This window comes from Chryseobacterium gambrini, assembly GCF_027920505.1.
Classification (GTDB): domain Bacteria; phylum Bacteroidota; class Bacteroidia; order Flavobacteriales; family Weeksellaceae; genus Chryseobacterium; species Chryseobacterium gambrini.
The window spans coordinates 2,216,340-2,231,958 of sequence record NZ_CP115857.1 but is presented as its reverse complement, the minus strand read 5'-3'; the positions used below and the strand labels follow the sequence as shown (position 1 = coordinate 2,231,958).

The window sequence follows — 15,619 nt, the reverse complement described above, 5'->3', positions numbered from 1 at the left end:
ATCTAATTATTAATGATAAAATAATCTCCAGATATTTCTGGAGATTATTTATTTTTTATCAAATTACGATGCTAAAAAATATTTTTTAGGTTAAAAAGCGTGTCAATACAATATTTATGATCTGAAAATAGCTATATTTGGCGGGTAAATTTAATTTAAAAAGCTATGAAGAAACTTTTTACTGCTTTATTACTCGGTTTAATAGGCGGTTCGGCTATGGCTCAGTGGTCTCCCACTACGCCAAAGAGAAGTTCTAAAATGGAATTATCTCTTGAACGGAATTATTATAAGCTGGATATCGATCAGATCAGAACCCAACTTAGAGGAGCTCAGGAAATGGGTCCTAGTGCAAAACCTGTAATTATTTCTTTGCCTACGTTAAGCGGAAAAATCGAAAAATTTGCCGTATACAGTTTTCCTGTTATGGCAAAAGATCTTGCTGAACAGTATCAGCTTGGCTCCTATGCTGGAGTTGGAATAGACGATCCGGCTAAATATCTTAGATTTTCAGTAGCTCCTGGTGATTTCCAATCTATGGTCATCAATAACGGACAATATGAATTTATTGAGCCTACAAAAGCGGATAAGACCATTTATGCTATTCATCCGAAATCTAAAAAGAATGAAAATGGTTTTGTATGTTCTACAGAAGAAGGCCCGGCTGCGCAACAGCAAATAAATCAAATGCTAAAAGCGGGACATTCATTTGCTAATCAGCCAACAGATTTCTCTAAAAATTCTGATAAAAAGTACAGAACATTAAGATTAGTAATGTCTACTACTGGAGAATATACTCAGTTTTTCGGAGGTGTTGCAGGAGCATTAGCTCAGATAAATGCTACCATAACAAGAGTAAATGCAGTATTTGAAAAAGACTTTGCTGTTCATTTAAATCTATTAAGTTATCCTGCATTAATTTATCCAGATCCGGCTACCGATCCTTATGATGCTGTTACAAGTGCCTCATCTCCACCTGCTACATGGAATACTTCTCTTAGAGATGTTTTAGCAAATAATGTAGGACAGGCTAATTACGATATCGGACATTTATTTGGTGCTTCCGGAGGTGGTGGTAACGCAGGGTGTATCGGATGTGTTTGTATGAGTCCTGTTGGTACAGGGTATGACTCTGTTGTAGGATATGGTAAAGGATCAGGTATTACTTCTCCTGCTACAGGAAGCACTTTGCCATCTGCAGCAAACCCTCCTTCTGGTGATAATTTCGATATTGATTATGTAGCTCACGAGATTGGCCATCAATTGGGAGCCAATCATACTTTTGCTCATACAATGCAGGGAAGTCCTGTGCAAATGGAACCGGGTTCAGGGTCTACGATTATGGGATACGCAGGTATTACAGGTACAACCACAGATGTTCAGCCGCACTCAGATCCTTATTTCTTTAAAGGAAGTATCGATCAGGTTCAGGCTAACTTAATTACAAAAACCTGTGATGTAGAAACTTCTACTAATAATTTTCCACCGGTGATTGATGATTTACCAACTTATAACATTCCTAAAGGTACTGCGTTTGTATTAACAGCTTCTGCAACAGATCCTGAAAATAATCCAATGACGTATACTTGGGAAGAAGTTGATAATACCAATGTAGTGATTAATAAAACAAATTTAGGAACAACTACTACGGGAGCTACATTTAGATCTGTAAGCCCAACATCTAATCCAACTCGTTACTTCCCTAAATTAGAATCGGTACTTAACGGATACTTGGATAATAGCAATAATACTTGGGAGGCTGTTTCTCAAGTTTCAAGAACAACAAATTTTGCGGTTACCGTAAGAGACAATAGCCCATTTGCAGATCAACAGCAAACAAGTACGAAAACACAACAGATAATTGTTGGAAATAACGGACCATTTAAAATAAATTCTCAGTTTGCAAACAGTGCCGCTCCTTCACCAATTACTTGGGATGTTGTAAATACAAATGCGGCTCCTTACAATGTAGCAAATGTTAAAATTGATTATACAACAAACAATGGAGCGTCTTGGACTGTACTTTTAGCTTCAACTCCAAATGATGGTTCTGAAAACGTAAGTTTACCATCTTCTCTTAATGGGCAGACAATAAAAGTAAGAGTATCTGCTATTGGAAATGTATTCTATGCTGTAAAATCGGTTTCTGTAACTGCTTTTGCGCCTTGTAACGGTAATGCTCCGACTTCTATTACTGCAAATAATGTTACGGTAAGTTCGGCGGATATAAGCTGGGCTCCTATTTCAGGGGCTACTTATATTGTAAGATATAAGAAGGTTTCAGAAACAACCTGGACTATAATTAATACAAGTGCTTTAAGTGTTACTTTATCAAACTTGCCAGACGGAACTGCTTATGAAGTTCAGATTGCTGCTGTTTGTTCTGGCACGCCGAGTCCATACTCTGCTTCTGTGAATTTTACTACCATTACGATGGGGACTTATTGTGCGGTAGCTACTAACAATGCTACAGATGATCATATTGCAGGGGTTTCTTTAGGAACGATGACCAATACTTCAGGACCAAGTACGTATACAAGTTATGTGTCAAATCCAGCTCTTCAGGTAAATCTTATTAAAGGCAATACTTACACTTTATCTGTAACAAAAGGTTGGACAAGTTCTGCGGTTCCGGAAATGATTACTGCATGGATTGATTTCAACAGAAATGGTACATTCGAAGATTCTGAAAGAATTATGCAAAGTGCAAATACAGTAACAGCTAATCCTGTAACTTCATCATTCACAGTTCCTGCTTCTGCAGTATCTGGTTTAGGATTAAGAATGAGAATCGGATTACTGTATTATGGTACTTCTGGATATGTTCATAATTCTTCTTGTGGAACTATTAATACGTATGGGGAATATGAAGATTATAATGTTGTTGTTTCTGAGGTTCAGTTAGCAACTAATGATGTAGCAAACCCTAAAAGTGATATTCAGATTTATCCAAACCCGGTATCAGATATTTTAAATATTACCAAAGTTTCAGATAAAGCGACTTATAAAATTTATGGAGCAACTGGACAATTGGTAAAACAGGGAAATATCAATAACGGACAGATTAATGTTTCTGAATTAATTAAAGGGGGATACGTAATTACTATTGAAGAAAAAGGAAAAGAATCTTTCAATTCTAAATTCATCAAAAAATAATTAAAGTAACTTTCAATAAATAAAATCCTCAGGTTTGCCTGGGGATTTTTTTGTAATTGATTTTTAATAAATTGTAGGGTTTCAGTTGTATTATGTATAGTATAAATATGGTAAAGATAAGATAACTTCAGTTTTTCAATTTCATATATATTACTAGTTTGGTTGGTTATTCCCAATGCTTTGAATTGAATTGTTGAAAAGTTTGTATGGAAAAAATAGAAATATTTTTAATTTAATAATTAAATTTGTTTAGATTTGTATAATTAATATATTGAGAAAGTTATGAAGAAAAATTTTACTTCTTTCTTTTTCCTCTTTTTGTTTGCGATTACCAGTGCACAATGGAGTCCCACGACATTTCGAGGGGAAAAAGCCAGAGCTAGTTCTGATATTAAGAACTATTACTCTTTGGACATTTCTCTGCTAAAGTCTCAATTGGCGAAAGCTCAGGAAACGGGAAAAAATGCAAAACCCGTCACGATTTCTTTGCCAACTTTAGATGGGAAAATTGAAAAATTTGCCGTTTACAGCTTCCCTGTGGTAGTGAAAGAACTGGCAGATCAGTATCAACTAGGCTCTTATGTAGGAGTTGGGGTAGATGACCCCGGCAAATATCTGAGATTCAGTTTAGCGCCGGATGATTTTCAGTCGATGATCATCAAGGATGGTAAATATGAATTTATAGAACCTGCTGATAAAGACAAGACAGTTTATGGTGTGCATCCAAAAACTGATAAAAGTAACGAAGGGTTCCTTTGTTCTATGAACGAAGACAGGCTGTCCAAGCAAGAGATAGCAAATCTTTATTCAGCAGGAAAATCATTTGCCAATCAGACAACAAACTTTGCCAAGTCATCTGACAAAAAGTACAGAACGATGAGACTGGCAATGTCTGTAACAGGTGAATACACGCAGTACTTCGGCGGTACCGTTGCTAATGCTTTAACAGCAATCAATGCAACACTAACTAGAGTAAATGGGGTATTTGAAAAAGATTTTGCATTACATCTTAATTTACAGAATTTTCCAAATGTAATTTATACCAATGCTGCAACAGATCCTTATTCGCCTGCAGCCCAGATGAATAACTGGAATTTGGAACTTCAGCAAACACTTACTGCTAACGTCGGGAATGCCAACTATGATATCGGTCACTTATTCGGTGCTTCCGGTGGTGGAGGTAATGCAGGATGTATAGGATGTATTTGTGTAGATCCTACAGGTCCCACTTCTCAACAGAAAGGATCAGGATATACTTCTCCTGCGGATGGCATTCCTCAGGGAGATAATTTTGATATAGATTATGTAGCCCACGAGATAGGTCATCAATTGGGTGCAAATCATACATTCTCCCATGGTTTGGAAACAGCCGGAGTAAACGTTGAGCCGGGATCCGGTTCAACAATTATGGGATATGCAGGAATCACAGGAGCAAATACTGATGTTCAGGCTCACTCTGATCCTTACTTCCATGCAGTAAGCATTACTCAGGTACAGAACAGATTAATCAGCAGAACGTGTGATGTTGAAACTCCAATTACAAACAACCCTCCTGTAATTGCACCACTGCCTACTTATAATATTCCTAAAGGAACGGCGTTTGTTTTAACAGCTTCTGCTACAGATGCTGAAAATGATCCGATGACATATTGTTGGGAACAAGTAGATAATGCCAGTGTAACAATTAATAAGAATAACTTAGGAACTACTGCAAGTGGTGCTACGTTCAGATCATTTAATCCAACGACAAGTCCAACAAGATATTTCCCTAAATTATCTTCTGTATTGGCTGGAGTTTTAAATAACTCTAACAATGGATGGGAATCTGTTTCCACTATTGCAAGAACAACGAATTTCAGAGTAACGGTAAGAGATAATAATCCGGTTCCTACTCAACAGCAAACCGAGTTTGCCAATCAGCAGATTATTGTTGGAAATGACGGTCCGTTTAAAGTAACGACAACCAATGCTTATAATAATGGTGCAACAAACGTAACTTGGGACGTAGTTAATACTACCGCTGCTCCATATAATGCGGCGAATGTAAAAATTGATTACACAACAGATAACGGAGTAACCTGGACAGTAGCTTCTGCTTCTACACCTAACGATGGAAGTGAGTCTCTTAACTTAACGGGACTTACTGCGGGAGGAACAGTTAAGATCAGAGTAAGTGCTATTGGAAATGTATTCTATGCCATCGGAAGTGCAACAGTAACTTCTTTACTTACTTGTACCGGAGCAGCTCCTACAGGTATTGTTGTTTCTGCGATTACCCAGACTACAGCTACAGTTACATGGGCAGCTACGACGAACTCCACGTATGTAGTTCGCTACCGTCCGGTAGGAAGTACAACTTGGATCACAGTGAATGCTGCAACAAACTCAGTAAACCTTACAGGTCTTACTGATGGTATTCAATATGAAGTTCAGGTTTCTACAGTTTGTAATGGAGTACAGGGACCATTCTCTGCTTCTACAAACTTTACGACTTTAGGTCTTACCTACTGTACAATGACATCCAGTAACTTTGCTTCAGAGTATATCTCTAATGTAACGGTAACTCCTGTAGGTGCTGCTGTAATGAGTAATAACTCTGCGGGATCTACTTATACTGATTATTCTGCTACTCCAAGTGCTTTGGTAAACTTAGTAATCGGTTCTACAGGAAATACTGTTTCTGTTACAAAATTCTTCCCTGGTACAGTATGGAGCGAAGCAGTAGGTGTATGGATAGACTTCAACAGAAACGGAGTTTTTGAAGCGACTGAGCAGGTAATGAATTCACCTTCAAGCACTACAACTCCAGTTTCAGCAACTTTCAACGTTCCTGCAACAGCTTATAATGGACCTGCAACTACAAGGATGAGAGTGGCTATGAGATATATCACATCTCCTGTAATGTGTCAAAGTTTTGGTGATGGAGAGGTTGAGGACTATGCAGTTAAATTAATTCAGCCAATTCCTTGTACAAGTAATGCGCCGCTAAATTTATCTGTAACAAATATTACAGCAACTTCAGCTTATGTAATGTGGGATCCTGCGATAGGAGCAACATATATATTACAATACAGACAGGTAGGTTCTTCAACCTGGATTACAGTTCCTTTAACTACGAATGCTTACACCATAAACAACCTTGTTGAGCAAACTCAATATGAAGTTCAGGTAGCGTATGTTTGTTCCGGAACTACAGGTACGTTTACTGCTCCTTATCAGTTTACAACGCCGGCGGTAACCTATTGTAATATTACTTCTACAAATAATACGAACGGTTATATTTCTAACGTGACAGTTGCTCCAACGAATTCTTACGTAATGAGTAATAATTCAGGAGCCAATTCATATACGAACTATTCTCCGGATCCTACCAAATTGGTAACATTGGTTCGTAACTCTACGAATAACACAATTTCTGTTTCTAAATCTTGGCTAACAACCACAACATCTTCATTAGCTGTTGGTGCGTGGATTGACTTTAACAGAAACGGTATTTTTGAAACAGGAGAAAGAGTAATTAATACTACAGCGAGTACAACGACTCCAATTACTGCTACATTTATAGTTCCTACAACTGCTTATAATGGTCCGTTAACACTTAGAATGAGAGTTATTTTCTCTACTTCTACAATTACAGATCCTTGTGCAACGGTTGCAAACGGAGAAATTGAGGATTATGCAGTTAAGATCATTGATCTTGCAGCTTGTACTACAGCTCCTCCAACTCCTGTTGTTGTTTCAAACGTTACTGCTTCTACGGCTTTGGTTTCTTGGATCAATGCAACAGGGGCAACTTATACATTAAGATACAGAACAGGTACTGGTGCTTGGACGGTAATTGCTGCACCGGTAACCAATCCATATAGTATTATAAACTTAAACGCAGCTACTACTTATGAAGTACAGGTTGCAACTATTTGTGGTGGTGTTACAGGAGCTTGGTCTGCGTCTACCAACTTTACAACCCCTGCAATTTCGTATTGTAATTCAGGTACTGCAACTGTAACTGACGGATACATCAATAATATTACGGTTACAGGTACTAATACACCGATGATGTCTAACAACTCCGGAGCGAGTACCTATACAGATTATTCTAATGATGTAACGAAGATTATTACATTAGCTCGTAATTCTACAGGCAATGTACTTTCCGTGGGTAGAACGATGTTATCAACAAATACATATTCTACCTATGCATGGATAGATTTTAACGGTGACGGAATATTTAATAATAACCCGACAACTGTTGCAGGTGGAGAAAGAATCATGAACTTAGGGTATTCCACCACTACGCCGGTTACCGCTACTTTCCCTGTTCCTGCCGGAGCTTACTCTGGTACGAATAAAGTGAAAATGCGTGTGATTGTTTATTATTTAACCCCTACAGATGCTTGTTCACCACTTACAAGTAATGGTGAGGTAGAAGACTATCAGGTTAAATTTGTAGATATTCAGCCTTGTACTACGGCTGCTCCTACAGGTATTACAATGACTAACATTGGTGCGACTACTGCTACTGTATCCTGGATCTCTTCTACAGGGGCAACTTATTTAGTAAGATGGAGAACTACTAACCCGGTTGGAACTTGGAATACTTCTCTGGTCGTTACAGGAAATACGTATAATATTACAGGACTTACTGAACAGACTGCTTATGAAGTACAGGTAGCTACAATTTGCGGTGGAGTTCAGGGACCTTGGTCTAGTTCTGTACTGTTTACGACTACGCCAATTACTTATTGTAATATGACGGGTACAGGAACTACCGACTTTATTTCAAACGTTACAATAACTTCAGTGAATCCGGGTATTCCTCCAATGAGTAATACTTCTGTACAGACAAATTATATCAGTTATACCACTCCGGCTACATTGGTGAACTTAGAAATAGGTTCTACAGGGAACCAGATTTCAGTAGCTAAAGGCGGAGCACAAAATGATGCTGTTTCGGCTTGGATCGACTTTAACAGAAATGGCGTATTTGAAACCACAGAGCAAATTATGGCTTCTGCAGCAAGTACAACAACTCCTGTTACAGCATTGTTCAACGTTCCTGCAACAGCATATAACGGACCTTTAACAACGACAATGAGAGTTGTTCTTAAACGTACAAGTGCTCCTGTTATGTGTCAGAATGCAGTAAATGGAGAAGTAGAAGATTATGCGGTGAAATTGAGACCTTGTTCTACTACAACACCAACTAACTTAGCCTTCAATACCATTACTCATACTTCTGCGAATGTTACATGGACAGTACCTACAGGTGGTCTTACATTTATCGTAAGATACAGAGTAGCGGGAACTACTACTTGGACTCAGGTGGTTGTATCAACATTAACAGGTAATCCTCCATTGGCTTTAACAGGTTTAACGCTTACTACAACGTATGAAGTACAGATAGCTGGAAGCTGTGGAACAACTCCTGGAACATTTACACCAACTCAGACATTCACAACAAGATGTGATCCAACCCCTCCGAATGTAACAATCGGAACGGTTACCACAAATTCAGCAGTAGTAACATGGGCTCCAGTTGTACCAAGTGCTACTTATGTAATCAGATACAGAGTCGTAGGTACAGGAACATGGACGACAGTGAACGTTACTGCAGCACCATTAAATACGTATACTCTTACAGGTTTAAGCCCTTATACAACTTATGAAGTACAGGTGGCAAATATCTGTAACGGAGAAACAACTGTTAATCCTTGGTCTAATCCTAAGGTATTTACTACGGAAAGAACTTGTCAGTTGCCTCCTCCGGGACTTACTATTACAGCGATTACACCGACAACAGCTCAGGTAACTTGGGATCCTTTCCCGGGTGCTACTTATATCTTGAGATACAGAAAAGTAGGAATTCCGAGCTGGACAATGGTGCCGTCTAATACCAATACGATCACCCTTACAGGTTTATCTGAATTGACACAGTATGAAATGCAGGTGGCAAACGTTTGTAGCGGAACTCCGGGAACGTATACACTGCCTTATTACTTTACAACGCCAACTATTGTGTATTGTCAGATGGCATCTACAGGGGCTATAACTTCAGAATATATTTCTAAAGTTACAGTAACGCCAAACGGTAAACCTCAGATGACGAATATTTCTGTAGGATCTAATTATTCAGATTATACAGGTGTTCCGGCTAAATTTATTGAATTGATCCAGGGATCTACGGACAACAAGATCGTGATCGATAAAAAATTAGCAGGAAACAATAAAGCAGGAGTTGCAGTCTGGATCGATTTCAACAGAAACGGATATTTCGATATCAACGAAAGAATCCTTGCTGACGGACCAAACAGCAATCCTACAGCAAGTACGACGTTTACAGTACCTGCAGATGCGTTCATCAGTCTGGTAGACTACAAATATGTAGTGATGAGAGTGGCAATGGGCAAAGATATCATTCCGGTAAATTGTAACAGCTTCCCTGATGGAGAAGTAGAAGATTACACGGTAAGAATTTCTAAACTTCCGGTTGCTAATTCGATCAATCAGACAGATGTTATGATTTATCCGAACCCGGTGAGCTCAGTGTTGTATGTTAAAAATATCAGCAAAAAAGCGAATTATAAGATCTATAATTCAGCAGGACAATTATTGTCAAGCGGTATTATCTTAAACAACAAGATTGACGTTCATAACCTGATAAATGGACTTTATGTAATAGACATCTTGGATGGAGACACCATTTCTGTTCAGAAGAAATTTATTAAAGAATAATATATTTAATCATTAATCAACTTAAGCAGGCTCTCATTTCTGAGAGCCTGTTTTTTTACCTGAAGAACAGAAGCATAAAAAACTCGTTAGAAATAATCCAACGAGCTTAATTTTATTCGATATCGAAGACGATCTTTTCGGTTTGTTCCTTGAGATCTTCAAGATTGGTATTGTTATAAATAATGCAGTCTGCAAGTTTTATTTTGTCTTTTTCCGGCATCTGTTTTTCCATCACTGCCTGAACTTCGCGGTAGGTTTTTCCGTCCCGGTCCATTACTCTTTTTATTCTGATATTATCTTCAGCGGTAACAAGTAAAGACTTATAACATTGCTGGTTTAATTTTAATTCAAACAATAAAGCTGTTTCTTTAAAAACCAGATACTTTGTCTGTTTTTTCACCCACTCTTCAAAATCTGTTCTTACAGCAGGATGAATAATTTCATTTAAGCTCTGAAGAAGATCTTTATCATTAAAAACCTTTTCAGCAACAAATTTCCGATTATAAAATCCGTTTTCGTCATAGGCTTCATCTCCTAAAAGTTCCCTGATTTTCAGCTTTAAATCATCGTTGTCGTTTACGATATCTTTCGCCCTGTCATCCGAATAATAAACCGGAAATCCGAACTCTTCAATGAATTTGGCAACCGTAGTTTTTCCCGAGCCAATTCCGCCTGTTAAGCCAATAATTTTGGGTGCAGATAAGGGATCAGGTTCTGCTTTCTGAGTTTCTGAATGTAATTCCTCCATAATCAAAAATTAATATCCAAAAACATCATTAAAACTAAACGTCTCGTCTAATCTTACCCCTTTTTCAGTCATTTTCAGACTTGCCAGTTCGTGGTGTGCATCATGCTCAAAGAATAGCAAATATTCATTATCCACACACTGCTTAAGAAATTTACCCTTTTCTTCTAAAGTTAAAAGAGGACGCGTATCGTAACCCATCACATAAACCTGAGGAATATGTCCCGCAGTCGGAATTAAATCTGCCGCGAAAACAATTGTTTTTTCCTGATATTGAATCACAGGAAGCATTTGCTTTTCCGTATGACCGTCAACAAAAATCACATCCATTTTTAAATCCGGTGCAAAACCATAATTTCCGGTTGCAGGAAGGGGTAAAAAGTTTAATTGTCCGCTTTCCTGAATCGGAATAATGTTCTCCTTCAGAAAACTCGCTTTTTCTCTTGCATTAGGTTCCGTTGCCCATTTCCAGTGATTTTCATTCGTCCAGAACTGTGCATTTTTGAAAGCAGGTCTGTAACCTGTTTTATCATCATTCCATTCAATCGCGCCACCGCAGTGATCAAAGTGAAGGTGAGTAAGGAAAACATCGGTGATATCCTCTCTTACAAAACCATATTTCTTTAAGTTTTTGTCTAAATTATCGTCTCCCCAAAGCGAATAATGACCGAAAAATTTGTCGTCCTGCTTATTTCCAAGACCACAGTCAATTAAGATTAATTTTTTTCCGTCTTCCACAAGAAGAGAACGGGTTCCCAGTTCAATCAGGTTTCTTTCGTCTGCAGGATTGGTTTTTTCCCACAGACTCTTTGGGACGACTCCGAACATCGCTCCGCCGTCGAGCTTAAATTTTCCGCATTGTATTGGATATAGCTTCATATAATATTGAGTTTTTTATAATGTTGTTTATTTTTTATTTGAATGAAAATCTAAATTTTACTTCGAAATCAAGTTAAACTTAAAACAATTCACCCGGATTTCTCGGTACCGCAATATTCAGATGTTTGTATGCTTTTTCGGTAACCTCTCTTCCTCTTGGAGTTCTGATGATAAATCCTTCCTGAATTAAAAAAGGTTCATAAACTTCTTCCAGAGTTTCAGGGTTTTCTGCAATAGATGTTGCCAAAGCCGAAATTCCCACAGGTTTTCCTTTAAAATTTTCAATCATGACACGCATGATTTTGTTATCCATCTCATCCAGACCAAATTCATCAACGTTTAATGAATTTAAAGCATATTTTGTAATATTAATTTCAATTTCGCCATTGCCTTTTATTTCTGCAAAATCCCTTACTCTTCTCAAAAGAGCATTGGCAATTCTCGGTGTTCCACGGCTTCTTCTGGCAATTTCAATTGCGGCATCTTCATAAATTTTTACGCCCAGAACTCTTGCACTTCGGATAATAATCATCGACAAAAGTTCAATCGTATAATATTCAAGTCTGCTTTGGATTCCAAATCTTGCCAACATCGGTTTGGTCAGCATTCCGCTTCGGGTTGTTGCTCCCACCAGAGTAAAAGGATTCAGCCCGATCTGTACACTTCTCGCATTCGGACCGGTTTCCAGCATGATATCAATTTTATAATCTTCCATTGCAGAATACAGATATTCTTCCACAACAGGAGAAAGACGGTGGATTTCATCAATGAAAAGCACATCATTTTCTTCCAGATTGGTTAATAAACCGGCTAAACTTCCGGGTTTATCCAAAACAGGTCCTGAAGTTATCTTGCAGTTTACCCCAAGTTCATTCGCGATGATATTGGCCAAAGTGGTCTTTCCCAAACCGGGAGGACCGTGTAAAAGAACATGATCCAGCGCTCCGCCACGCCTTTTTGCAGCCGTCACGAAAACTTCAAGATTTTCCAATGTTTTTCTCTGTCCGGCAAAATCTTTAAAACTCTGGGGACGAATCTGCTCTTCCTGCGCAAGTTCTTCGCGGGAATAATTTTCTTTATCGGGATGTAAAAAATCGGGCATTAATTCAATTTCATTTACCGTAAAGATAGGAAAATTGAGATTAAGAGTAAGGTTGATTTCATTAAAAATTAAGATTTGAGAACAACAGATATTTTAAGTATTTTTGAGAGAGAAAAAACAAGTTAAAATTTTTTTTAACTATTCTAAGCTGAGATTCCTACGGAATGACAAACTTTATGCAGATTTTTTGTCATGCTGAAAGCATCTAAGTAAAGTAATCAAACTATTGATCTAAACTTTAGCTTTAAACTAAATAAATGAAACTAATTGGTCCTTTCAAGCAGGTTGTAACACTTGCAAACCTTCCTTTAAGAGGAAAACTTTCAGACGAACAGCTTGAAATCATTCCCGATGGAGGAATTTTAATCGATAATAATAAAATCAAAAAGGTTGGAAACTTTGAGATTGTAAAATCCGAAAACCAGAATATAGAAATTGAAACGGTAGAAGGAGAGCAGATTGTTCTTCCTGCTTTCGTAGATTCCCACACGCATATTTGCTTTGGCGGAAACCGTGCGAATGATTTTGCCATGCGTAACGCAGGAAAAACGTACCTCGAAATTGCCGAAAGCGGGGGAGGAATCTGGAGCTCGGTGCAGCATACAAGAAATGCATCGGAGGAAGAATTGTTAAAAACTTTGCTGGAAAGAATTGATTTTTTAATTTCTCTTGGAATTACAACCATTGAAGTAAAAAGCGGTTATGGTTTAGACGCAGAAAACGAACTGAAAATGCTTCGCATCATTAAAAAAGCGCAGGAACAGACGAAAGCAACTCTGGTTCCGACCTGTCTTTCCGCACATCTAAAACCAAGAGATTTTGAAGGAAGAAATGAAGAGTACTTGCACTATATTGTAACGGAAATTTTACCGAAAGTAAAAGAAGAGGATTTGGCAAAGCGGGTTGATATTTTCATTGAAAAATCGGCATTTCAGCCCGAAGAAAGCAAAAACTTTTTGTTAAAAGCTAAAGAATTGGGTTTTGAAATTACCGTACATGCAGATCAGTTTACTCCGGGAAGTTCAAGAATTGCAGTTGAAGTGGGGGCAAAATCTGCCGATCATCTGGAAGCCACCATTGATGACGATATTGAATTTATAGCAAAATCAGATACGGTAGCCACTGCTTTACCCGGTGCAAGTTTAGGATTGGGAGAAAAATTTATGCTTACTAGAAAATTATTGAACGCAGGAGCGATTGTAGCGATCGCAAGTGACTGGAATCCCGGTTCTGCGCCTATGGGAAATTTAATTACTCAGGCTTCCATTCTGGCAACATTTGAAAAGTTGACGACAGCAGAAGTTTTAGCAGGAATGACTTTCCGATCAGCTTTTGCGCTTGGTCTGGAAGATAGAGGAAGATTAACAGAAGGACAAAAAGCGGATTTTGTGACTTTTAAAACCAATAATTTCCAGAATGTTCTTTATAATCAGGGAAGCTTAGAAGCGGAGAATGTCTATATTGATGGTAAATTATTATAAAAACTTTGCCATGCTGAAGGGAATTAAAAATCTGCTAATTTATTTCGTACTTCTTATAATATCATTAAACGTACTTTCTATCTTGCAAGCTCTTTGGGTTAATATTGGAAATATAAAAACCGTAGGACAGTTTTTGAATCTTATATATTCAGGGTTTGTTTTTGTAAGTTTTCTTTTATTAATATCTTTTTATTTCTTAATAAGATGTATTTTCCAAATAATAAAAAGTGCATTCATAAATTTAGTTGGCAGGATTAAATAATTAAATTATAAAGCTAAAAATTAAGGTTAGATGAAAAAGATAATCATTAATTTCCTATTGATTTTAGTATCAATAATATTATTTATTTTTCTATCTTTTGTTGGCGTCTTTGCAATTTTTACTGAGAAAATAGAAAGCAATCCCAATAATATTTTAAATGTAGCGATTTTAATAATTTGGTTAATTGTATTTATTTTAATAATATATTTTATCATTAAATTCCTCATAAGTATTTATAGGTATAAAGAATAACAAAATCACAAAACATAAATTAGTATGAATAATATTTGGCAGGGAAGATTAGACGGAGAAGAGCTTCTTTTCCACAGAATATTTCAGAGGGTGAAAGAAGAAAATAATTATGATCTTGTTTCACCTAAAGATTTCGTTTTACATGGATTTGCTGTAGATGAAGGCGTTAGACGGAATAAGGGAAGACAGGGCGCAAAAGATGCTCCGGATATTATCCGTAAAAATATGTCGAATTTTCCTGTAATCCGTCCTGATTTTTCTTTGCTGGATTTTGGAAATATTACCTGTGAAGACGGGAATTTAGAGAATACGCAAAACAGTCTTGCCAAAAATGTTTCCAAAGTGTTGCTGAAAGGAGGGAGATCTGTAGTTTTAGGCGGAGGTCATGAAGTGACTTATGCACATTATTTAGGCTTAAAAACAGCTTATCCCGAACAGAAGATAGGAATCATTAATATTGATGCTCATTTTGATAACAGACAGCCTGAAAATGGAGTAGGAGCGAGTTCCGGAACCGGATTCTGGCAAATTGCTCAGGAAGGCGAAATTCATTCGCTGCATATCGGAATTCAGAGAAATTCAAATACTTTGAAATTATTTGATACCGCTCATCAGTACGGAATGAAATATATTCTTACCGATGAACTTTTCTTTGAAAATTTACCTTCCGTTTACCAAAGAATTAATGATCTGCTCGACAGTGTAGATTATCTGTATCTTACGATTTGTATGGATGTTTTCAACGCTTCCATTGCTCCCGGAGTTTCCGCTTCCGCTTATAACGGAATTTTTGCTGATGCCGCATTCATGCATTTTTACAGACATATTCTGAAAAGTGAAAAACTTATGGCACTCGATGTCGCGGAGGTAAATCCTCAGTTTGACATACAGGAAAGAACTGCAAGATTAGCCGCAACACTTATGAATGAGTGGTTTATGATTTAACATAAAATTTAACAATATTCCGATAGAAAAAATCATTATTTTATATAACCCGAAGGAACAGGATTTGT

At 37.4% G+C, this 15,619-nt stretch carries 7 protein-coding genes; 4 read left to right on the top strand and 3 right to left on the bottom strand.

All coding sequences use genetic code 11. From position 1 onward, the window contains the following. Nucleotides 1-165 precede the first annotated feature (165 nt). Both PFY09_RS10065 and PFY09_RS10060 read left to right on the top strand, forming a co-directional pair. Entirely contained in the window at nt 166-3,153 is a 2,988-nt protein-coding gene (locus PFY09_RS10065; protein ID WP_271162315.1) for a reprolysin-like metallopeptidase, read from the top strand. 282 nt (nt 3,154-3,435) lie between these two features. Beyond that, complete coding sequence (locus PFY09_RS10060; RefSeq protein ID WP_271162314.1) at nt 3,436-9,885, top strand: GEVED domain-containing protein; 6,450 nt, start codon at nt 3,436-3,438, stop codon at nt 9,883-9,885. A gap of 112 nt (nt 9,886-9,997) precedes the next feature. Here the strand turns inward: PFY09_RS10060 and coaE are convergent, their stop codons facing one another. The 3 genes from coaE to ruvB all read right to left on the bottom strand — a co-directional run bounded on the left by coaE (nt 9,998) and on the right by ruvB (nt 12,611). After that, entirely contained in the window at nt 9,998-10,633 is a 636-nt protein-coding gene (gene coaE, locus PFY09_RS10055) for a dephospho-CoA kinase (RefSeq protein ID WP_271162313.1), read from the bottom strand. A gap of 9 nt (nt 10,634-10,642) precedes the next feature. Continuing rightward, complete coding sequence (locus PFY09_RS10050) at nt 10,643-11,509, bottom strand: MBL fold metallo-hydrolase (RefSeq protein WP_271162312.1); 867 nt, start codon at nt 11,507-11,509, stop codon at nt 10,643-10,645. A gap of 79 nt (nt 11,510-11,588) precedes the next feature. Then, nucleotides 11,589-12,611 carry a Holliday junction branch migration DNA helicase RuvB gene (gene ruvB / locus PFY09_RS10045; RefSeq protein WP_108410725.1) on the bottom strand — a complete coding sequence of 341 codons (1,023 nt, stop codon included), beginning with the start codon at nt 12,609-12,611 and terminating at the stop codon, nt 11,589-11,591. A gap of 257 nt (nt 12,612-12,868) precedes the next feature. Here ruvB and hutI point away from each other — a divergent pair, with 257 nt between their 5' ends. Next, the gene (gene hutI, locus PFY09_RS10040) at nt 12,869-14,092 is read left to right on the top strand and encodes an imidazolonepropionase (RefSeq protein ID WP_271162311.1); all 1,224 of its coding nucleotides are present in this window, start codon (nt 12,869-12,871) and stop codon (nt 14,090-14,092) included. Between the two features lie 538 nt (nt 14,093-14,630). Further along, the gene (gene hutG / locus PFY09_RS10035; protein WP_271162310.1) at nt 14,631-15,551 is read left to right on the top strand and encodes a formimidoylglutamase; all 921 of its coding nucleotides are present in this window, start codon (nt 14,631-14,633) and stop codon (nt 15,549-15,551) included. Nucleotides 15,552-15,619: the final 68 nt, after the last annotated feature.

Bases quoted from the DNA above. Each gene is read 5' to 3' on its own strand.
- PFY09_RS10065 (WP_271162315.1), top strand. From the start codon at position 166: ATGAAGAAACTTTTTACTGCTTTATTACTCGGTTTAATAGGCGGTTCG.
- PFY09_RS10060 (WP_271162314.1), top strand. From the start codon at position 3,436: ATGAAGAAAAATTTTACTTCTTTCTTTTTCCTCTTTTTGTTTGCGATT.
- coaE (WP_271162313.1), bottom strand. From the start codon at position 10,633: ATGGAGGAATTACATTCAGAAACTCAGAAAGCAGAACCTGATCCCTTA.
- PFY09_RS10050 (WP_271162312.1), bottom strand. From the start codon at position 11,509: ATGAAGCTATATCCAATACAATGCGGAAAATTTAAGCTCGACGGCGGA.
- ruvB (WP_108410725.1), bottom strand. From the start codon at position 12,611: ATGCCCGATTTTTTACATCCCGATAAAGAAAATTATTCCCGCGAAGAA.
- hutI (WP_271162311.1), top strand. From the start codon at position 12,869: ATGAAACTAATTGGTCCTTTCAAGCAGGTTGTAACACTTGCAAACCTT.
- hutG (WP_271162310.1), top strand. From the start codon at position 14,631: ATGAATAATATTTGGCAGGGAAGATTAGACGGAGAAGAGCTTCTTTTC.